The organism is Phyllobacterium sp. YR620 (genome assembly GCF_900104165.1).
In the GTDB taxonomy this organism is placed as follows: domain Bacteria; phylum Pseudomonadota; class Alphaproteobacteria; order Rhizobiales; family Rhizobiaceae; genus Phyllobacterium; species Phyllobacterium pellucidum.
The window spans coordinates 369,375-389,033 of sequence record NZ_FNJP01000003.1; the positions used below are offsets into that span (position 1 = coordinate 369,375).

Sequence of the window (19,659 nt, forward strand, 5' to 3'; positions counted from 1 at the left end):
GAAGAAGCACGACTACAGCGGAATATTATCGTGCTTCTTCCATGGATTTTCCAAATTCTTATTGCGCAGCATGCGTAGCGCCCTTGCGACCCGCTTTCGCGTGGAATGGGGCATGATCACTTCATCGACATAACCGCGTTCCGCGGCAACGAATGGTGACAGGAACCTGTCTTCATAACGCTTCGTATGTGCTGCGATCTTCTCGGCGTCGCCGATATCCTTGCGATAGATGATCTCGACCGCGCCCTTGGCACCCATGACGGCGATCTGGGCTGAGGGCCAGGCGTAGTTGATGTCGCCGCGCAGGTGCTTCGACGCCATCACGTCATAGGCGCCGCCATAGGCCTTGCGCGTAATGATGGTGATCTTCGGGACAGTCGCCTCGGCATAGGCGAAGAGCAGCTTCGCCCCGTGCTTGATCAACCCGCCATATTCCTGCGCGGTGCCGGGCAGGAACCCCGGCACATCGACGAACGTGACGATCGGGATATTGAAGCAGTCGCAAAAGCGCACGAACCGCGCTGCCTTACGGGAGGCATCACTGTCGAGTACGCCAGCAAGCACCATCGGCTGGTTGCCGACAATTCCCACAGTCCGGCCCTCGACGCGGCCAAAGCCGATGACGATATTCTTGGCGAAGCTTTCCTGGATCTCGAAGAAATCGGCTTCGTCGACAGTCTTTCGGATCAGCTCCTTAATATCATAGGGCTTGTTGGCATTATCCGGGACCAGCCGGTCGAGCGAGTGGTCCGGCTCGTCGGTTGACTGGAAACATTCGATCTCGGGAAGCGTGGCCGTGTTCGAGGCAGGCAGGAAATCGATCAGCCGGCGCATTTGCAAAAGCGCTACCACATCGTTGTCATAGGCACCGTCGGCGATCGAGGACTTCGTCGTATGGATTGAAGCGCCGCCGAGCTGTTCGGCGGTAACAGTCTCGTTGGTAACGGTCTTCACCACATCCGGTCCCGTCACGAACATGTAGGACGTATCGCGCACCATGAAGATAAAATCGGTCATCGCCGGCGAATAGACATCGCCGCCCGCGCAGGGGCCCATGATCACCGAGATTTGGGGAATGACGCCGGATGCGAGCACGTTGCGCTGGAAAATCTCGGCATAGCCGCCGAGCGCCGCGACGCCCTCCTGAATACGCGCGCCGCCCGCATCGTAAAGGCCGACCACAGGGGCGCGGGTGCGCAGCGCCATATCCTGGATTTTCTGGACCTTCTCCGCGTGAGCCTCGGAAAGCGAACCCCCAAAGACAGTGAAGTCCTTGGCAAAGACGAAGACCGTCCGGCCGTTGACGGTTCCCCAGCCGGTGACGACGCCATCACCCGCAAACTTGGTTTCTTCCATGCCGAAATCGGTCGAGCGATGCTCAACGAACATGTCGAATTCTTCGAACGACCCTTCGTCGAGAAAGATGTCGATGCGCTCGCGCGCCGTCAGCTTGCCACGTTTGTGCTGCGCTTCGATCCGTGCCGCGCCGCCACCCTCCCGGGCAATTTTCCTGCGGCGTTCAAGCTCGATCAGCACGTCCTTCATGGCATCCTCCCACTTTCTTCGATCTGATATCAGGTGAGGAGGGTGCTTGGAAGCTGTTTGTATTTGCGGCACTATCGCGCCGCGGAACGCCCGGATTATCGTGCGCTCCATTGGCCTGACGCATTGACTGCTCAGGACTTTGAAAGTGCCGGCTTACCAGACGCCGGTATTAGGCATGGATGCCCAGGGCTCCTGCTTGGGAAGGTCGGGGCCCTTCTGAATGATTTCGATCGAGATACCGTCGGGCGAGCGCACGAATGCCATATGCCCGTCGCGCGGCGGCCGGTTGATCACGACACCCTTGTCGGCGAGCTTCTGGCAGGTCTCGTAGATATTGTCGACGACGTAGGCAAGGTGGCCGAAATTGCGCCCGCCGGCGTATTCCTCAGGGTCCCAATTATAGGTGAGTTCGAGTTCAGGCGCGCGTTCGGCGGCCGATCGTCCCTTGTCTTCCGGTGCGGCGAGAAAGATCAAGGTATAGCGTCCCTTCTCGTTTTCCATGCGGCGAACTTCCTCAAGTCCGAACTTGTTGCAGTAGAAATCAAGCGATTCATCGATATCGCGGACACGGACCATGGTGTGAAGATAACGCATCTTTAGCCTCGGACTTTCTTTCAGGTGGATCGGATGGGCGCTGCAACCATACTCGTAACTTTGGTTGAGGGCCGGGGATGTTTCGTAACACTTACTATTTAGCTCGACAAATTTGTGGCGGTTCGAGCAAGGGTTGTAGATAATGCTCAACAGTTTTGCCTGTGGTTTTCAGTAAAAACAGGCAGATCATACTTGCTCTCTGGCCGCGGTCAGGTGCTATTCTTGAAGAAGAGAATCAGTGGTTTCTTGCAGGAGAGGAGGGGCTCGCTTCATGTCTGACAGACCAGTATCAGCCCGGCAATCCCAAGATAGTGAAAGTTTGAGTGACGGATTGGACCTTATCGAGGTTTCGGGCGCGATAAAGTGGTTTGATGTTGCCAAGGGCTACGGCTTCATTGTTCCCGATAATAGCGAGCTTCCAGACATACTCCTCCATGTGACCTGCCTGCGTCGCGACGGTTTCCAGACCGCGCTTGAAGGCGCCCGCGTCGTTTGCGAAGTCAAGCAGGGCGAGCGCGGCATGCAGTGCTTTCACGTCAAATCCATGGATAACTCAACCGCGGTCCACCCGACGGAATTGCCGCCGGTCCGCACGCATGTGACGGTGACGCCATCGAGCGGGCTCGAGCGCGTTCTCGTCAAGTGGTTTAACCGCACCAAGGGCTTCGGATTCCTGACCCGCGGCGAAGGAACCGAAGACATCTTCATTCACATGGAAACGCTGCGCCACTTCGGCCTGACCGAACTGCGACCGGGGCAGGTGGTTCTGATCCGTTTCGGACATGGCGAGAAGGGCCTGATGGCTTCCGAGATTCACCCGGATATCGGCACGCAGTTGCCTGCTTCCCACTGACGCCAGCCATGTCGCGCCCGGCATCGTTTCTCGTCAGCCTGCTCTTTCTCGTATTTGCAGTCTTTCCGGCCCTGGCCCTCGATCAGGGGCCGATGCACCTTCCAATCGACGCCAAGCCGCTGACGATCAATACGGCGCGCGGTGACGTGCCGTTTCGTGTCGAAGTTGCCGATACGGACGAGGAGCGCGAGCGCGGCCTGATGTTCCGCACGGATCTTAAGGACGACAGCGCCATGCTCTTCGTCTTCGACGAATCCCAGCTCGTTACAATGTGGATGGAAAACACGCCGTCTGCGCTCGACATGCTGTTTCTCGACGACAATGGTCGTATCTCGGCAATCCGCGAACATGCGGTGCCTTTTTCGCGTGACATCATATCTTCGGGCGGCCCGGTTCGCTTTGTCGTTGAGGTGAAAGCCGGTACCGTAAAGCGCCTCGGCTTGACAATTGGGGACAAGGTGCGGCATCCCGCTATAAATGCCATAGGTCATTGACGGACCCAGCCGATGCAATTCTTCGAAAATGACGGACTGAAGCTCGCTTTTCTGGACGAGGGCGAGGGTGAACCGATCCTACTTATTCACGGCTTTGCTTCATCTTCCTTCTACAATTGGGTGCAGCCCGGCTGGATCCAGACCCTGACTGCAGCGGGCTACCGTGCAATTGCCATCGACAATCGCGGCCACGGCAATTCCGACAAGCCGCACGACCGGTCGCTTTATACCCCCACCTTGATGGCAGGCGACGCCGCAGCGCTGCTCGACCATCTCGATATTCCGCAAGCCCATGTCATGGGCTATTCGATGGGCGCGCGCATCAGCGCCTTTCTGGCGCTCAATCATCCGGAACGCGTCCATGACCTGATCTTCGGGGGACTTGGCATTGGCATGGTCGAGGGTGCGGGCGACTGGTCGCCCATTGCGGAAGCCCTGCTGGCCGACGACCCAGATTCCGTCAGCCATCCGCGCGGCAAAATGTTCCGCATGTTCGCCGACAAGACCCAGAGCGACAAGGTCGCGCTGGCTGCCTGCGTGATCACCTCCAAGGAGGAAATCAGCGAAGCGAACATGGCGCGGATAACGCAGCCGACGCTCGTGGGTGTCGGGACCAAGGATGATATCGGCGGGGACCCGCATCGCCTCGCGGCGCTCATGCCCCGGGGCGAAGCCATCGATATACCGAACCGCGACCATATGCTCGCTGTCGGCGACAAGGTCTTCAAGCAGGCGGTCATCGAATTTCTCAAACGGAATCCGCTGTAATCTCTAGGCTTGCAAACCGGAACCCTCAGGATCACTGATCGTTTCTTGCGAGAGTGCCCCGTATGGAGTATGGGAACGCCATCATTTTGAGGATTGTCGGTTCAGTCAAATCGATCAAGGCTTCAATTTTTCTTGGCCGCCGGGTCTGGAAATTGGCGTGTCAAGGAAACACTTTTGCCTTATGCTTCACCAACGAGCATAAAAATTGGCCGAATGCTGGAGTTAGGAAATGCCATCAAGCAGTCCGATAAAGATGACCGGTTCAGTACAGCAGATGGACCCGATCTGGCATGCAATCCGGGCGGAAGCGGAAGAGACCGTCCGTAACGAGCCGCTGCTTTCCACGTTCCTCTATTCGACGATCTTGAATCACCAGTCGCTCGAAGAAGCGGTTATCCACCGCATATCGCAGCGCCTCGACCATCCCGACATGGAATCCGAACTGCTGCGCCAGACCTTCACCGCCATGCTCGAGGCCAATCCGGCCTGGTCGCAAGTGCTTCGCGTCGATATCCAGGCCGTCTATGACCGTGACCCTGCTTGCACGCGCTTCATCGAGCCTGTGCTCTATTTCAAGGGCTTCCAGGCCATTCAGACGCATCGCCTCGCCCATTGGCTGTGGAAGGAAGGGCGCATCGATTTTGCCCTTTATCTGCAAAGCCGCTCGTCATCGGTGTTCCAGACCGATATTCATCCGATGGTGCCGATGGGCCAGGGCGTGTTCTTCGATCATGCAACCGGCATTGTCGTCGGCATGACGGCCGTGATCGAGGATAATGTCTCCATCCTGCAGAACGTGACGCTAGGCGGTACGGGCAAGGAGTCGGGCGACCGCCATCCGAAGATTCGCAACGGCGTGCTGATCGGCGCCGGCGCCAAGATTCTCGGCAATATCGAGATTGGTCACTGCTCAAAGGTTGCCGCAGGTTCCGTGGTCCTGAAGCCGGTTCCGCATAATGTCACCGTCGCAGGTGTACCCGCACGCGTTGTCGGCGAGACCGGTTGCGCCGAGCCTTCGCGCGCCATGGACCAGCTCATTACCAACTTCGACTAGGCGGAAACACAGGTCTCCACGCGGCACGTGGCAGCAATCAGTCCTTTACACGGCTGACTTCTGCGTGCCAAAAGCGCTCAAGCAAATACGACAGGAGACCCCAGTGAAACCCGAAGAACTTAAAAAACTCGACAGCTATTTCAAGCGCACGTTCCGGAACATGGACCTCACTGTCAAGGCACGCCCGCGCAAGGACGATTCCGCCGAGCTTTACATCGGTGAAGAATTTCTCGGCCTCATTTACAAGGATGAGGACGAAGGCGAGCTCTCCTACAATTTCTCCATGGCAATCCTGGAGATGGATCTCTGATCCATCCAACGTTCGGTAAGGAGCATCCATGCCGATATTCAACCTGGATGGACACGAACCTCAGTTCGAGCGCCGCAGTTCGAACTGGATCGCGCCGGACGCCACGATCATCGGCAAGGTGTTTCTCGGCGAGGACGCTAGCATCTGGTTCGGCGTGGTTTTGCGCGGCGACAACGAACTCATCCACGTCGGGCGCCGTTCCAATGTCCAGGAACACGTCGTCATGCACACCGACATGGGCTTTCCCCTGACGATCGGCGAGGGCTGCACGATCGGGCATCGCGCCATGCTCCATGGCTGCACCATCGGCGACAATTCGCTGATAGGCATCGGAGCGATCATCCTGAATGGTGCGAAGATTGGCAAGAATTCACTCGTCGGCGCTGGCGCGCTTGTCACCGAACGCAAGGAATTTCCCGATAATTCGCTGATTGTTGGTTCGCCCGCCAAAGTGATCCGCACTCTGGACGATGCCGCGATTGAAAGTTTGAGGCTGTCGGCCCTTCACTATGTGGAAAACGGCAAGCGCTTCATGCGCGGCATGGAGATCGCCTGACACAAGAAGACCGGCTCCGCTGAAGGAGCCGGCGTTCTGCGTCGAGGTGTCGGTTATTGCTCGATGCTGCCGACGAGTACCTGTCGGTCGTCGTTGATCGAAACCCATGCGCCGGTATTGTTCGTGGCCTGGCGCTTCAGGTAGTCATAGCTCGTTTCACTCCAGGCCTTGATGCGCGGCTCCAAGTTGTCGAGTACATAGTCGCCGCGATCGGTGCGGACCGTCAGCACCGCATGGCCTTCGCCATTCATCTGCCGCACGACGGTGATGAGGAGATCGCTCAGCGGGACGCCAGCCTCATTGATGAGCTTGCGCTTCAAAAGAACGTAGTCCTCACAATCGCCCTTGGTTGTCGGATAGGACCAGACCTCGGCCTTTCCCCACATATCCATGTCCGTTGCAGGTTCGATCTTGGCGTTGACGCTGGTGTTGACCTGCACGAGCAGGGCCCATGTCTTCGACGTCAGCGCAACGGGCTGCTGATCGCTGCTCTTGATGTTGCACTCATTCTTGTAGGTCTGGCAAAATTCGTAATGCCCGATCGGCTGCGATGTGCGTGAGCCGGTCTTCATGAACGGCGCATTGGAACTGACTGGATCTGCGCTAGCCGCCAGGCAGGAAGCCAACAGCGCCACTCCAACCAAGATTGTCTTTTTTATCATACCGTCGTCTCCCCGGTTGAGACGACAATGACAGAGAGAGTTTGATCGACCGGAAATGCATGTGAGTAAATATGAATCAAATCGGTAGCAAAAAATAAACGAATTTGACTATAACCATGTATTAAGTTTTATTATTGTTTTATTTAAGGTAGCTTATAAATGAAATTTCGAGAGTATAATAGAATTAAACATCGGTTATTGTGAGAAGAGCGTGATTGAAAATCGATTAATATGTTCGGGAAAGGGCTCAGGCCAGCGCCGTGAACAGGCCGCAATCTCGCCAATGATGTTCACCGATGATGAACCATATCTGTAGAATTGTTTGCAGGGCAGGTCGAAATGATCGTTGTGCACACGCGGTGCCGCGCACCATTAGCCGTCAGATTGAGGAAATGAACTCAGTGCTCGAGCGCCAAGCCAATGGTGTCACGGCTCTGGACCGTGGCAAATTCGATGGCGATGCCTTCTTCGAAATGCCGGACGACCCGGCCACGCATGGTCCCGAGCACGACCTCGCTGTTGAGGGCAGGGCGTATGCGAATTTCCACGGCAGCGCCGGAGATCGACAGGTCGATGATGCGGCAGGGGTACTGGCGCCCGTCGGCCATGGAAAGCGTGCTGATCGGATTGCGCGGCGCAACACGCTGGTGGCGGCGGTCTTCCGGCATGTCGAGTTCATGCTTGTTGGTAAGCCAGGTCAACTGCGCCGCGATTTTGTTCTTCTTGCGGTCGGACGCCACAAGGGAGATCAGAAAGCCGCCACGCACCGCGCGCTCGACCGTACCTTCAATCCGACCGATGTGATCGATGTAGGCGATGACGCGCTCGCCATTATGCGCCATGACATCCGTGGTTAGGATGGCATTGCCGGGTGACATTTCCTCGATCTGGCAGGAGTGCTCGGTCCGGTCTTCGAGCATGAAGCGGCCATAAAGCTGCACTTTCACACTGAAGAATTTGCCCGTGGCGGCAGGGCTATGGCTCGGAACGTCACGGTGGAGTTGCATAAAGGTGTCCAGATGGCGGAATCTAGGAGGTGGGTGGTGCTCATAGATTAGGACACAAGTCTTAATGCCAGGTAACAACAACTGGTGGTTGCTCATAAATTGCTAACCTCGCCCATTAACGGAGCGAACCGCGAAAGTAGAAAATCCTAAGACTTGATCCTGCCGCCTTCGATGACGCGCAGATGCCCGACCTTTCGACTAACCAGCGCGCGCGAGGCGGAAGGCGGGACAGCTGCCTCCGGCGCTATGCCCAAATCAGTCTCGTGCCGGGTCTGGCGCGGGTCGACGAGGGAGACCGTTTGGATGTGATTTTCAACTATTGCATCGGATTCAAGCCAGAATGGCCGGCCGACAACCGTAATTATTCCCATGAGATGACGTTCGTTTGCCTCGCTGGCGAGCGGCAGAAGGACGAACTTGAACAAGGTCTTGCGGCCGCGTGCGCTGCGACCCTCACAGTCGATCTGAACCGCCGTCTTGCTTGTCATGCAATTTTTGACGAGGCGCAGGATGCTGTTGCGATCTTTGGGCTGCCATAGTGACGCGAAGGGCTGGCGGCCGAGTTCCTTGCCGTAGATCGCACAAATGCGGGTGCCGGCCAGCCGAAAACGGGGTTCGCCCGAACCACTCGACTGCAGTATGAACGTTTCTGGAAGCCGTGCGCCGAGGGCAGCCGGTACAATTTCCCGTCGCTCAGGAGCCGCGCGCGGTCCGCGCAGCCGGTCCCAATAGGCGAAAAGCCTGCCAATATCATCGTGCCGCATGAGATCGATTTTCCGGACGCCGAAGCGATTCTGCTTCTGTCCGCCTGACTCTGACAGGCGCCTTTGAAAGGTGCTACCTGGGAAGTGGCAAGGTCCACCGCGGCTGGCAATTAACGTTAACAATTGGTTTCGATTGAGCGCTGGCTCCGTCTGTGAGACAAAGACCCCATTGGAGATTGCAGATACGAATGCTCATGTAACTTACGGCCGCTCGCTTCCAGCTGAGCGGCCTTTTCTTTTGGTGCTTGCCTTGGCGATGCGCCCCGAACCGGATAGCTTGCCCCGGAAACAATAACGAGGCGGTGCATGAGCGAGCGAGGGGACATCCGAAACAACACCACCGGCCGCGAGCCCGTTTTCAATATTCCTGGCATCATTCTCGCCATCATGGGCTTGTGCGCGCTCGTCTATATCGCCGAGGCATATGTCCTTGATGAGCAGCAGGCCGACACTCTCCTGTTGAATTTTGCCTTCATTCCCGCACGCTTCTCGCAATATGGCGGGTTCTATTCCCCCTCGGCCTGGCTGACGATGGTTACCTATTCGTTCATGCATGGCAGCTTCGCCCATATTGCGCTCAACATGATCTGGCTTGCCGCATTCGGCTCGCCGTTGGCGGCCCGCATAGGGCCCTTGCGCACAACATTGTTCTGGATTGCCACGGCCGTTGCGGCCGTCCTGACCCATTTTGCCGTCTATCCCGACAGCATGACGCCGCTCGTCGGTGCCTCAGGTGCGGTTTCGGGAATGATGGGCGCGGCCGCCCGCTTCGGTTTCCGCAGGTCGGACTCACGCAATTCCGCAGCATTCGTCGGCGATATCCTGCCCATCAGCGTTGCCCTGCGCATGCGCTCGGTCATTGTGTTCCTGGGCGTCTGGTTCGTTACGAACATAGTCACGGGCCTGCTTTCCGTCGGGGTGGACAATTCTGCGACAATCGCATGGGAAGCTCACATTGGCGGCTTTCTGGTGGGTTTTTTCGGCATATCCCTGTTTGACAAGCCTGATCGTGGTCGTACGGACGTAGATCTGTTGGTATAATTGCTCAGTAGTTGCAATAAGCGCGACTTACGCGCACGATGAACCTAGACCATCGGATGTAATTGGGGGATTTTCGGCGGTCGAATGTCGATTGTGCAAGGAGGATGTACATGACAGTCAAAATGATACTCGAACGCAAGGGTTACGACGTCTTCAACACGAATCCGGAGACCACCCTCGGCGAAGCGGTCGCCATGCTTGCCCAACACAAGATTGGTGCGATTGTCGTCTGCAATGACAAGAGAGCGATAAAGGGTATTCTTTCCGAGCGCGACGTGGTGCGGGCCATTGCCGCGGAAGGCGCCGATGCACTGGCGAAGCCCATTTCGGAGATCATGACCGTCAAGGTCAGCGTATGCAGCGAACGTCACACGGTCAATCAGGTCATGGAGATGATGACGCGCGGACGCTTCCGCCACCTTCCGGTCGAGAAAGACGGGCAGTTGTACGGGCTTGTGTCGATTGGTGACGTCGTGAAGCTTCGTATCGAAGAGGTCGAGCGCGAGTCTGAAGAGATCCGCAGCTACATCGCAACGGCTTGATAAGGCTCAAAACACCAGCTTCTGCATGCGCTCGAGTTCACCGAGGCGCGCCATGGTCTCTTCATAGCCGAGTTTGATCGCTTCGTCAGCGCGATGAAACTCGGCGAGGCCGACATGGCCGATTTTCGGCAGGAGCGCGATATCAGGTGGATCGCCCGCCATACGCGCCCGCGAGATGCGGTCCTGGATGATGTTGAACGCCTCCATCATCACGCCGGTAATTCCGAGCCGCTTGGAAGCTGGACGGCTTGCTGCAATTTCACCGTCGCCCCGTGCCGAAATCGGACCTTCTGCCGCGTGCTTGATGACGGCAGCGCGTCCGAACTGATCGTAGTGCAGGTTGACCGCCACGACGAGCGGTTGCTCATGTGCGCGGCACACCGATACCGGCACCGGATTGACCAATGCGCCATCAACCAGGGTGCGGCCATTGCAATCCACCGGCTCGAACACGCCGGGGAGGGCATAGGAGGCGCGCATCGCCGTAATCAGGCTTCCGCGTGTCAGCCAGATTTCGTGGCCTGTGTTGATTTCGGTACAGACCGCGATGAAGGGCTTGCTGAGTTCTTCGATCGAAAGCTCTTCGAGGTGGTCGCGTAACCGCCTGTCGAGTTTCATGCCGCCGAACAGGCCATTGCCCCGGAACCGCAGGTCGAGCAGGCTGAAAATGCCGCGCTTGGTCAAGCTGCGGGCAAAATCCTCGAGCTGGTCGAGCTTGCCGGCGAGATAGCAGCCGCCGACGAGAGCGCCGATCGAGGTTCCGGCGATCATGGAAATCTCGATGCCGGCCTCGTCGAGCGCACGAAGTACACCGATATGCGCCCAGCCGCGCGCCGCGCCACCGCCCAGCGCCAGGGCAATGGGTGTCTTCCGCTCTCGCGGCTGCTCTGGTGCGATCAACTGCACGCCCGGGCTATCACTGATGCCGATTGATTCGGCTGCGCGCAACCGGCGCGATGCCCATTCGAGCATGGCACACACTCCTGACGTCGTACTGGCTCATTATCCCTCTGCATTGGTATCCAAAGGATAAATATTGCGGAATTGTGACCCCTTAGCCAACCAAGGAAATAGGATTACAAAGGTCGATAATGGCGGTTACGAGGCATAGAGGGGTATCGCGGCATATTGGCCCTATGGCTAAGTAGGCTCTACTTTGTCTCTAACTGCATTACCAATGCGGATGTTCCATTTGCGGTCACCACCTGACGATAGAAGCAGGAACGGCGACCCGTATGACATGTCGGGCCATCGGCGGCGACCCGGACCTTGAGCCACAGCGCGTCCTGGTCGCAGTCGGTGTGCATCTCGACGACGGTCTGCAGATTTCCCGACGTTTCGCCCTTTTTCCACAGCGTGCCGCGTGAACGCGACCAATAATGGGCAATGCCTGTCTCGAGGGTAAGGCGCAACGCCTCAGCATTCATATGCGCAACCATCAACAGCTGGCCATCGCCTATATCGGTAACGATGGCGGTGATCAGCCCTGACGCATCGAAGCGCGGTGCGAACACCGCGCCTTCTTCGTTCTGATGTTTGTCAGCGAGCGGTTCCGAGAAGTCAGTCATAAACGTGTTCGGACTATCGGCCTTTGACGAGTGTCATGAACCGGACTTGTTCGTTGACATCGGTTTTGTAGGTGCCGGTGAAGGTTGTCGTGGTGGTCGTCGAACCAGACTTGCGGATTCCGCGCATCGACATGCACATGTGTTCAGCTTCGATCATGACGGCAACGCCACGCGGCTGCAGCGAATTCTGGATGGCATTGGCAATCTGTGCGGTCATGCTCTCCTGCGTCTGCAGGCGGTGTGCATAAATATCAACGACGCGCGCGATCTTGGAGAGGCCAACGACCTTCTCGCCATCGGGCAGGTAGGCAACGTGGGCCTTGCCGACGATCGGTACCATATGGTGCTCGCAATGCGAGAAGAACGGGATGTCCTGAATGAGAACAATATCCTCGTAGCCGGCGATTTCCTCGAACGTGCGGCCGAGGACCTCGGCCGGATCCTGTCCATAACCGGAAAACAGTTCCTTGTAGGATTTGGCGACACGTTCCGGCGTGTCGAGCAATCCTTCGCGGTCGGGATTGTCGCCGGCCCACAGCAGCAGCGTACGCACTGCGTCTTCAGCTTCCTGTTGAGTGGGGCGTTTCGAATTGTCCTGCTTGGCCGTTGCCGACTGCAAGTTCTTGATTACCGCATCCATCGCGATCTCCCGTAGCCGCCCTCAAAGGAGCGACGAGTTAAACGGCAATACACGATAGTCGTTCTGGCGAACGGACGGTGTATTGAAGCCAGCATTGACGGATTTGCCAACGCCACCAGCATGTTATCGAAAGAGAGAATTTAATCTATTCGACTTTGTGCTGGCCTACTCACATACTATATAGAGATCGAGCATGGAATTCATAGGGTAAAACGATACGGATTGACGCAATTGCGATGAACACTGTGTCGAGAACAGGCATCCATCATGATCAATGACGTTTATAACGGGCGCATTCTCGAATTTGCCGGAAATATTCAACGGGTTGGCCGCCTTGCAGATCCCGATGCCACTGCCACGGCACATTCGAAACTGTGTGGCTCGACGGTTATCGTTGATTTGAAGATGAAGGATGGCGTTGTCTCCGATTTTGCCCATGACGTTCGCGCCTGCGCCCTGGGCCAGGCCTCGTCTTCAATCATGGCGCGACATGTCATCGGCGCGACGGCGCAGGAATTACGCGACGTCCGCGATACGATGTTCAGGATGCTCAAGGAAAACGGAGTACCGCCTGAGGGACGCTTCGAGGACCTGAAGTTTCTGGAACCCGTGCGCGACTACAAGGCGCGCCACAACTCCACCATGCTGACATTCGACGCGGTCGTCGATTGCATCAACCAGATCGAAAAGAAGACCGCAGAGGCTGCGGCCTGACCAGCGCCATGTGCGACCAAAAGCTGCGCGATCAAACGCGACCTTCATCCCGCTATAGCAGGAACTGGAACGGAGCCTGGCGAAAAACGCCTGGCCGGCTGCTCGGAACCGGTTTGGTGAGGCTTTACCAGCTCACACTGTCCGGCTTCATCGGGAATTCCTGCCGCCACCTGCCGACCTGTTCGGAATACGCCTACGAGTCGATCGCGCGCCATGGACTGTGGTCGGGCAGCTGGATGGGTCTTTTCCGGCTGATGCGCTGCGGACCAGGCGGAACCCATGGCATCGATCCCGTACCGACGACGCTCGAAAGCCGCTATGTCTGGTACATGCCCTGGCGCTACTGGGCGATCGCCTCACGCAAAAGCTGAGGGGTACTTTACGCCAGCCGAAACAGGCTTTAGAAGTCCGCTCGCCGGCAGGAAGTCCGGTTGTTCAACACCACCCGCAATCGTTGGCGGGACTGGATAGGAGTGGTTATATGTCCGAGGCAGTTGCCAAGACTGTGTCCCTGCGTTTCCCCGATGGCTCCCAGCGCGACTACGACGCTCATCTGACCGGGACGGAACTTGCAGAATCGATTTCCAAATCACTGGCGAAGAAGGCGGTCGCCTATGCGGTCGACGGCGTTGTGCGCGATCTTTCCGATCCGCTGCAAAAGGGCGGTGCGGTCGAGATCCTGACGCGCGACGATCCGCGCTCGCTCGACCTTATTCGGCATGATTGTGCCCACGTCCTTGCCGAAGCCGTCCAGGAATTGTTTCCCGGCACTCAAGTCACCATCGGCCCCGTCATCGAAAACGGATTCTACTACGACTTCGCCAAGAACGAGCCGTTCACGCCCGACGACCTGCCGGTGATCGAGAAGAAGATGCGGGAGATCATTGCCCGCAACAAGCCGTTCACCAAGGAAGTCTGGTCGCGCGAGAAGGCCCGCAAGGTTTTTGCCGAGAGGGGCGAGGCCTACAAGGTCGAGCTCGTCGATGCCATTCCCGAGGGCCAGGATCTGAAGATCTATGCGCAGGGCGATTGGTACGATCTCTGCCGCGGCCCGCACATGGCCTCGACAGGCCAGATCGGCAATTCGTTCAAGCTGATGAAGGTGGCGGGCGCCTACTGGCGCGGCGACAGCAACAATCCAATGCTGAGCCGCATCTATGGAACGGCCTTTGCCAACGACACCGATCTCAACGCCTATCTCCACATGCTGGAAGAGGCCGAAAAACGCGACCACCGCCGTCTTGGCCGGGAAATGGACCTGTTCCATTTCCAGGAAGAGGGCCCGGGTGTCGTATTCTGGCATCCGAAGGGCTGGCGTATGTTCCAGAACCTCGTCAGCTATATGCGCCGCCGTCTCGACAGCCATGGCTACAGCGAAGTCAATGCTCCGCAGGTGCTCGACAAATCGCTGTGGGAGACGTCGGGCCACTGGGGTTGGTACCGCGACAACATGTTCAAGGTCACGGTTGCCGGCGATGAAACGGACGATGAGCGCGTTTTCGCGCTGAAGCCGATGAACTGCCCGGGTCACGTGCAGATTTTCAAGCATGGCTTGAAATCTTACCGCGATCTGCCGGTAAAACTTGCGGAATTCGGCAATGTGCATCGCTATGAACCTTCCGGAGCGCTGCATGGCTTGATGCGCGTTCGCGGCTTTACCCAGGATGATGCCCACATTTTCTGCACCGACGAGCAGATGGAGGCCGAGTGCCTGCGTATCAACGACCTTATCCTGACGACCTATGCCGATTTCGGCTTCGAGGGCATTACGGTGAAGCTGTCGACGCGTCCCGACAAGCGCGTTGGGTCGGATGAGCTTTGGGACCGTGCCGAAGCAGTGATGAGCAAGGTGCTCAACACGATCGAGGCGCAGTCGGGCGGCAAGATCAAGACGGCGATCAATCCGGGTGAGGGCGCTTTCTACGGCCCCAAGTTCGAATACGTGTTGCGCGATGCCATCGGCCGCGACTGGCAATGCGGAACGACGCAGGTCGATTTCAACCTGCCGGAGCGCTTCGGCGCTTTTTATATCGACTCGACTTCGGAGAAGAAGCAGCCGGTAATGATCCACCGCGCTATCTGCGGTTCCATGGAGCGGTTCCTCGGCATCCTGATCGAGAACTATTCCGGACACATGCCGCTGTGGTTTGCGCCAGTACAGGTGGTGGTGGCGACGATCACCTCCGAGGCCGACGATTACGGTGCGCAGGTCGCCAAGGAGCTGAAGGCCGCCGGCCTGCAGGTCATCACCGACTTCCGCAACGAGAAGATCAACTACAAGGTGCGCGAGCATTCCTTGCAGAAAGTGCCGGTCATTCTCGTCTGCGGTATGCGGGAAGCGGAAGAGCGTTCGGTCAATATGCGTCGCCTTGGCTCGCAGAACCAGGTGTCGCTGACGCTGGATGAAGCTATTGCGCAACTGACCGCCGAAGCAACACCGCCTGACCTGGCGCGACTTGCCGCGCAATAGGCTAAAAGTCGAAATATGACGGCGCGGTGACGTTCATCGCGCTGTCACAAGATTACGAGAAAATTGTTCAAATTTGTTTCAGCCAAAGGTCTAACGTGCACTTTCCCGAACTCTCCTATGCCAATGACACCCAGTCGCGCCTGACCCAGTGGCTGATCCGGGCCATCGAGGGTATATCGGGCCGCAACTATTACGCGGGCCTCTATGATATCTGGCGCCGGGACATCGTGCCTGCCGGCATCGATGTCTTCTGCCGCATGATGGATCTGATCAATGTCCGGCTGGACGTTCAGGACCAGTGGCCGCCGCGCGATCTGCCAGATACGCCGCTCGTCATGATTGCCAATCACCCCTATGGCATTGGCGATGGTATCGCGGCTCTTGCACTCGCCGAGCAGCTTGGCCGGCCGTTTCGGGTGCTCATCAACAACGATCTCTTGAAGGTGCCGGAAATTCGCCCCTACGCCTTGCCGGTCTGTTTCGATGAAACCAAGGAAGCCATGGCAATGAACATGGCGACACGCCATGAGGCCGTGCGGCTTTTAAAGGAGGGCGTGACGATCGTCGTCTTTCCGGCGGGCGGCGTTGCAACTGCGCCCAAGGGTTTCGGGCGAGCCGAAGACCTGCCGTGGAAGATATTTCCCGCCAAGCTCGTGCAGCAGGCCAAGGCGTCGGTGATACCTGTCTATTTCGGCGGTCAGAACGGCCGTGTCTTCCACCTTGCCAGCAAAGTATCGATGACGCTGCGCATTTCGCTGCTGATTCGTGAATTCCGGCGCCTATCAGGAAAATCCATCGAAGCGCATGTCGGCAGGATTATCGGCTGGGATGAATTGAAGGGTCTCGAGGACCGCAAGCAGATGCTCGAATACCTCTACAACGCCGTTTTCTCACTTGATCCCAAGTTCCGCCCGGCAACCAGCGCGGTCTAATCCAAGGGCTCTTCACCATCTGCGGGTTGGCTGGCGCTGGTGGCGGTAGCTGCGCCCTCGGACGCGACGACTTCAACATCCTGGTTGCGGCCGGCGACGACCTTGAAGTCGCGCTGATAGATCTTGTCCTTATTCTTGGCGATGATCACATAGTCGCCCTCGGCCAGAACGATTGACGCAAACGCGCCAACGCTTTCCCTGACGATATCCCCAGACGTGGTAAGCACGGACCAGGCCGTATCGGCCAACGCCTCGCCGCCTTGCTCGCGTACAAGCTTCAGCGTCAGCTGCGCCGCCCTGTGCTCGACATTCGCCTCGGTAATCTTGCCAGCTTCGACACGGATATCGGCGCGGATTACGGCATTGGCCGTGCCATAGTTGGAAACGATCTGGTAGGTGCCAGTATTGAGGCGCACGACCGTGTCCGGCTTCACATCGGGAATGATGAGCGCGCGCTCGCCGTTTGAATCTTCATGGTCTTCGTAGATTGAGAAACGCAGCTGATCGGGCGGGATGCGACCGCCGCCGGAAAGGACGGCATTGAGTTTGACGCCGCCGGCGTCAAGGATCATTGTCTCCGAGCGTTTGGCACGCGTCATGGTGATGCGCTTGGTTGCGCCAGCACGGCCAAACGCAACATGGACGAGATAGCTGCCGGGTGCGAGGTTGAAAGAGGTTGTGCCGCCCTTGGCCGTTGCAAGCAAGGCGAGCTTACCGTCTGCACCGGGCTCGGGAGCGAAGACGCGCCAAACCAATCCGCGGCTGATGGCACCGCCATCGTCGGAAAGCTTGGCCGAAAGCATGAGTTCGGGTTCGTTTGCCAGCGGGTTGTTGGCGGGAGCCTTGGGATTGGCATATTCGCGCAGATTGGGAATCGTTGGAAGTTCAACCGTCGGCGTCTGCGGCAGATCCGGCGCCAGTGCCTGGGCCGTTGCGCCTGGAACATAGATCGCCAGGCCGGCAAACAGGATCGCGATGCGGACATGTCCGCATTTGAAAGCTTTCCGCCCCACCGGGAAATTATTGGCTGCACCCATGTGATGGTTTGATCCGAAGCCGATGGCAATTTCAAGGCTTTTTCGCTATGCCGCACCTTTACTTGGCCCGAGAAACCACCACATTGTCGGCGCATCGCAAAAGCAGGATTATTATGGATACATCTGTGCCCCACTCCGTCATCGAATTCTTGTCCACACGCAGCTCGACGCCTATTTCAGCGATCGGGCTTCCGGCTCCTTCCGACGGCGAGATCGAAACGATGATCCGCATAGCTTCGCGGGTACCTGACCATGGGCGCCTGACACCGTGGCGCTTCATCGTCTATCGCGGCGAAGCGCGCGAGCGGATTGGCACCTATCTTTCGGCGCTGGCCGAGGAGCGGGAGGGGCCGCTCACCGAACAGCGGCGCGAGCAGGAATTGAAACGCTTTGCCAGGGCGCCGCTGGTCATCGGCGTGATCTTTTCTCCGGTCGACCACCACATTCCTGAGTGGGAACAGTTTCTTTCCTCCGGCGCCGCCGCCATGAACCTTTCGCTGGCGGCCAATGCGCTCGGCTACGCAACGAACTGGATCAGCAACTGGTATGCTTCGGACGAGAAGGGCCGGGCCTTGCTGGGGCTGGCGCCGCATGAGCGAGTCGCCGGCTTCGTTCATATCGGGACCTGCGCCCAGAAAGTCCCGGAGCGTCCGCGGCCCGAGATAAAGGACATTCTTTCCGAATATTCCGGTCCCTGGGAGGGCTGAGACGGAAAGTATCAGGATGCTGACCGGGCCCGGGCCAGAAGGCGCTGGGCGCGTTTGAGATGCGGCCGGTCAAACATCAACCCGTCAATGCCGATAACCCCTGCCGACGGTTCGGCCGCGAAGGCATCGACGATTTTCTGCGCCTGGGCGACAGTGTCGGCCGATGGCGTAAAGACCCGGTTGATGATGGGCACCTGCGCCGGGTGGATCGCTAGCTTCGCCGTAAAGCCGTCGCGCTCCGCCTCGGTGCATTCGCGTTCAAGGCCGGCATCGTCGCGATAATTGATGTAGACCGTATCGATGGCGGCGACATCAGCGGCCGACGCGCCGAGGATGGTCGCGGCGCGGGCGATGCGAAACACGTCCGTATAGGCTCCGGTCTCGTTGCGCGACGCGCGCGCGCCGATTGCCGCCGATAGGTCTTCAGCGCCCCAGCTGAGCCCCGCCAGGCGGCCTGAACAGCCCGGATAACTGGCGGCAGAAAGCGTCCCGATGGCAGTTTCGGTTATGAGCGCAAGGATCTTCGTCGCCCCTTCTTCTGCGCCGCTGTTGGCTTCGTGCACATTGAGCTTGGCGGAAAGCCGCGTTACGTCCTTGCCGCTATTGGATTTTGGCAGAAGGATGCCCTCAGGCATGGCGGGCATCACCGCCGCGAGATCATCATCGGCAAGCCCGCTTGCAAGGTCGTTGATCCGCACGAAAAGCCGGGGCGAGCTTTCGCTCCGATGCGCCCGCAGGAATGCCGAGGCGATGTCGCGCGCCACTTCCTTGCGGGCCGTGCCGACCGAATCCTCGAGATCGACGAGCAGGACGTCGGCGCCGCTTCCCAAGCCCTTTTCCAGCTTCTTTTCCGAGTCGCCGGGTACGAACAGAAGTGAGCGCATCAGGCCGCACCCTTCGATTTCATCATCGCCTGCCGCGTACATTTGGCGACGAGAATGCCGTGCTGGTTGAAGGCCCTGTGTTCGAATTCGACGATGCCGCGGTCAGGCTTGGACTTCGACCGGCGGACCGAGATGACCTGCGTTTCGACGCGCACGGTATCGCCATGGAAGAGCGGAGAGGGGAACGTCACATCGGTCATGCCGAGATTGGCAATGGTCGTGCCGACCGTCGTATCATTCACCGATATGCCGATCATCAGCCCCAGCGTGAACAGCGAATTCACCAGCGGCTTTCCCCACTCTGTCTTCGAAGCGTAATCGAAATCGATATGGAGGGGCTGCGGGTTGAGCGTCATGACCGAGAAAAGCATGTTGTCGCTCTCGGTGACCGTCTTGCGCAGCGCATGCTGAAACACATGCCCGATCTCAAATTCTTCCAGATAAAGCCCGGCCATACGCCTCGCGTCTCCTCAATGTTTTTGCGAGAGACTAGGGCGGCCTGCTTGAGTTCGCAACC

The 19,659-nt window shown here is 58.0% G+C and carries 24 protein-coding genes; 13 read left to right on the forward strand and 11 right to left on the reverse strand.

The annotated features are described in order from the left end of the window. Nucleotides 1-12: 12 nt before the first annotated feature. Together BLR72_RS13590 and BLR72_RS13595 are read right to left on the reverse strand one after the other, a co-directional pair. The gene (locus tag BLR72_RS13590) at nt 13-1,545 is read right to left on the reverse strand and encodes an acyl-CoA carboxylase subunit beta (protein WP_091949340.1); all 1,533 of its coding nucleotides are present in this window, start codon (nt 1,543-1,545) and stop codon (nt 13-15) included. A gap of 153 nt (nt 1,546-1,698) precedes the next feature. Further along, the gene (locus BLR72_RS13595) at nt 1,699-2,139 is read right to left on the reverse strand and encodes a VOC family protein (protein WP_091949343.1); all 441 of its coding nucleotides are present in this window, start codon (nt 2,137-2,139) and stop codon (nt 1,699-1,701) included. 271 nt (nt 2,140-2,410) lie between these two features. Between BLR72_RS13595 and BLR72_RS13600 the strand changes: the two genes are divergently transcribed. The 6 genes from BLR72_RS13600 to BLR72_RS13625 all read left to right on the forward strand — a co-directional run bounded on the left by BLR72_RS13600 (nt 2,411) and on the right by BLR72_RS13625 (nt 6,174). Then, nucleotides 2,411-2,992 (forward strand): cold-shock protein, encoded by a 582-nt coding sequence (locus BLR72_RS13600; RefSeq protein ID WP_027232523.1) that lies wholly within the window; start codon nt 2,411-2,413, stop codon nt 2,990-2,992. Nucleotides 2,993-3,000: 8 nt separating this feature from the next. After that, on the forward strand, nt 3,001-3,486 hold the full coding sequence (locus BLR72_RS13605; RefSeq protein ID WP_091949346.1) for a DUF192 domain-containing protein: 486 nt from the start codon (nt 3,001-3,003) through the stop codon (nt 3,484-3,486). A 12-nt stretch (nt 3,487-3,498) separates the two neighbouring features. Then, nucleotides 3,499-4,254 carry an alpha/beta fold hydrolase gene (locus BLR72_RS13610; RefSeq protein WP_027232524.1) on the forward strand — a complete coding sequence of 252 codons (756 nt, stop codon included), beginning with the start codon at nt 3,499-3,501 and terminating at the stop codon, nt 4,252-4,254. Nucleotides 4,255-4,483: 229 nt separating this feature from the next. Next, entirely contained in the window at nt 4,484-5,308 is an 825-nt protein-coding gene (gene cysE, locus BLR72_RS13615) for a serine O-acetyltransferase (protein WP_091949349.1), read from the forward strand. Between the two features lie 103 nt (nt 5,309-5,411). Next, nucleotides 5,412-5,618 carry a DUF3126 family protein gene (locus tag BLR72_RS13620; protein WP_027232526.1) on the forward strand — a complete coding sequence of 69 codons (207 nt, stop codon included), beginning with the start codon at nt 5,412-5,414 and terminating at the stop codon, nt 5,616-5,618. Nucleotides 5,619-5,646: 28 nt separating this feature from the next. Continuing rightward, the gene (locus tag BLR72_RS13625; RefSeq protein WP_091949352.1) at nt 5,647-6,174 is read left to right on the forward strand and encodes a gamma carbonic anhydrase family protein; all 528 of its coding nucleotides are present in this window, start codon (nt 5,647-5,649) and stop codon (nt 6,172-6,174) included. Nucleotides 6,175-6,227: 53 nt separating this feature from the next. Here BLR72_RS13625 and BLR72_RS13630 read toward each other — a convergent pair whose 3' ends face one another. From BLR72_RS13630 to BLR72_RS13640, 3 genes are all read right to left on the reverse strand, one after another. Then, nucleotides 6,228-6,836: a transglutaminase-like cysteine peptidase gene (locus BLR72_RS13630; protein ID WP_091949355.1), complete on the reverse strand. Its 609-nt coding sequence runs from the start codon at nt 6,834-6,836 to the stop codon at nt 6,228-6,230. A 398-nt stretch (nt 6,837-7,234) separates the two neighbouring features. Continuing rightward, nucleotides 7,235-7,843 carry a PilZ domain-containing protein gene (locus BLR72_RS13635; RefSeq protein ID WP_091949358.1) on the reverse strand — a complete coding sequence of 203 codons (609 nt, stop codon included), beginning with the start codon at nt 7,841-7,843 and terminating at the stop codon, nt 7,235-7,237. Nucleotides 7,844-7,989: 146 nt separating this feature from the next. Further along, nucleotides 7,990-8,607 carry a PAS domain-containing protein gene (locus BLR72_RS13640; RefSeq protein WP_091949361.1) on the reverse strand — a complete coding sequence of 206 codons (618 nt, stop codon included), beginning with the start codon at nt 8,605-8,607 and terminating at the stop codon, nt 7,990-7,992. A 306-nt stretch (nt 8,608-8,913) separates the two neighbouring features. On the opposite strand from BLR72_RS13640, the gene BLR72_RS13645 reads away from it, so the two are divergent. Further along, a complete protein-coding gene (locus tag BLR72_RS13645) occupies nt 8,914-9,648 on the forward strand; it encodes a rhomboid family intramembrane serine protease (RefSeq protein ID WP_091949364.1) in 735 nt (244 codons plus the stop codon). Between the two features lie 110 nt (nt 9,649-9,758). Then, complete coding sequence (locus BLR72_RS13650) at nt 9,759-10,190, forward strand: CBS domain-containing protein (RefSeq protein ID WP_091949367.1); 432 nt, start codon at nt 9,759-9,761, stop codon at nt 10,188-10,190. A gap of 6 nt (nt 10,191-10,196) precedes the next feature. Here the strand turns inward: BLR72_RS13650 and BLR72_RS13655 are convergent, their stop codons facing one another. The 3 genes from BLR72_RS13655 to folE form a co-directional block, all read right to left on the reverse strand. Next, nucleotides 10,197-11,162 (reverse strand): patatin family protein, encoded by a 966-nt coding sequence (locus BLR72_RS13655; RefSeq protein ID WP_027232533.1) that lies wholly within the window; start codon nt 11,160-11,162, stop codon nt 10,197-10,199. 179 nt (nt 11,163-11,341) lie between these two features. Next, entirely contained in the window at nt 11,342-11,758 is a 417-nt protein-coding gene (gene hisI, locus BLR72_RS13660; protein WP_091949370.1) for a phosphoribosyl-AMP cyclohydrolase, read from the reverse strand. 13 nt (nt 11,759-11,771) lie between these two features. Continuing rightward, nucleotides 11,772-12,398 carry a GTP cyclohydrolase I FolE gene (gene folE, locus BLR72_RS13665; protein WP_091949373.1) on the reverse strand — a complete coding sequence of 209 codons (627 nt, stop codon included), beginning with the start codon at nt 12,396-12,398 and terminating at the stop codon, nt 11,772-11,774. 267 nt (nt 12,399-12,665) lie between these two features. Between folE and BLR72_RS13670 the strand changes: the two genes are divergently transcribed. The 4 genes from BLR72_RS13670 to BLR72_RS13685 all read left to right on the forward strand — a co-directional run bounded on the left by BLR72_RS13670 (nt 12,666) and on the right by BLR72_RS13685 (nt 16,514). Next, nucleotides 12,666-13,112: an iron-sulfur cluster assembly scaffold protein gene (locus BLR72_RS13670; RefSeq protein ID WP_091949376.1), complete on the forward strand. Its 447-nt coding sequence runs from the start codon at nt 12,666-12,668 to the stop codon at nt 13,110-13,112. 8 nt (nt 13,113-13,120) lie between these two features. Beyond that, the gene (gene yidD, locus BLR72_RS13675) at nt 13,121-13,483 is read left to right on the forward strand and encodes a membrane protein insertion efficiency factor YidD (RefSeq protein WP_091949379.1); all 363 of its coding nucleotides are present in this window, start codon (nt 13,121-13,123) and stop codon (nt 13,481-13,483) included. 110 nt (nt 13,484-13,593) lie between these two features. Next, on the forward strand, nt 13,594-15,582 hold the full coding sequence (gene thrS, locus BLR72_RS13680; RefSeq protein WP_091949382.1) for a threonine--tRNA ligase: 1,989 nt from the start codon (nt 13,594-13,596) through the stop codon (nt 15,580-15,582). Nucleotides 15,583-15,677: 95 nt separating this feature from the next. Continuing rightward, entirely contained in the window at nt 15,678-16,514 is an 837-nt protein-coding gene (locus BLR72_RS13685; RefSeq protein ID WP_091949385.1) for a lysophospholipid acyltransferase family protein, read from the forward strand. On the opposite strand, the gene BLR72_RS13690 is transcribed toward BLR72_RS13685, so the two are convergent. Then, nucleotides 16,511-17,551 carry a hypothetical protein gene (locus BLR72_RS13690; protein ID WP_091949388.1) on the reverse strand — a complete coding sequence of 347 codons (1,041 nt, stop codon included), beginning with the start codon at nt 17,549-17,551 and terminating at the stop codon, nt 16,511-16,513. The genes BLR72_RS13685 and BLR72_RS13690 overlap by 4 nt on opposite strands. 125 nt (nt 17,552-17,676) lie before the next feature. On the opposite strand from BLR72_RS13690, the gene BLR72_RS13695 reads away from it, so the two are divergent. Further along, nucleotides 17,677-18,258: a nitroreductase family protein gene (locus tag BLR72_RS13695; RefSeq protein ID WP_091949624.1), complete on the forward strand. Its 582-nt coding sequence runs from the start codon at nt 17,677-17,679 to the stop codon at nt 18,256-18,258. Nucleotides 18,259-18,269: 11 nt separating this feature from the next. On the opposite strand, the gene BLR72_RS13700 is transcribed toward BLR72_RS13695, so the two are convergent. Then, nucleotides 18,270-19,142, reverse strand: a complete 873-nt coding sequence (locus tag BLR72_RS13700) for an HpcH/HpaI aldolase/citrate lyase family protein (protein WP_091949390.1) — start codon at nt 19,140-19,142, stop codon at nt 18,270-18,272. After that, nucleotides 19,142-19,597, reverse strand: a complete 456-nt coding sequence (locus tag BLR72_RS13705) for a MaoC family dehydratase (protein WP_091949393.1) — start codon at nt 19,595-19,597, stop codon at nt 19,142-19,144. Before BLR72_RS13705 ends, BLR72_RS13700 begins: the two co-directional genes overlap by 1 nt. Nucleotides 19,598-19,659 lie beyond the last annotated feature (62 nt).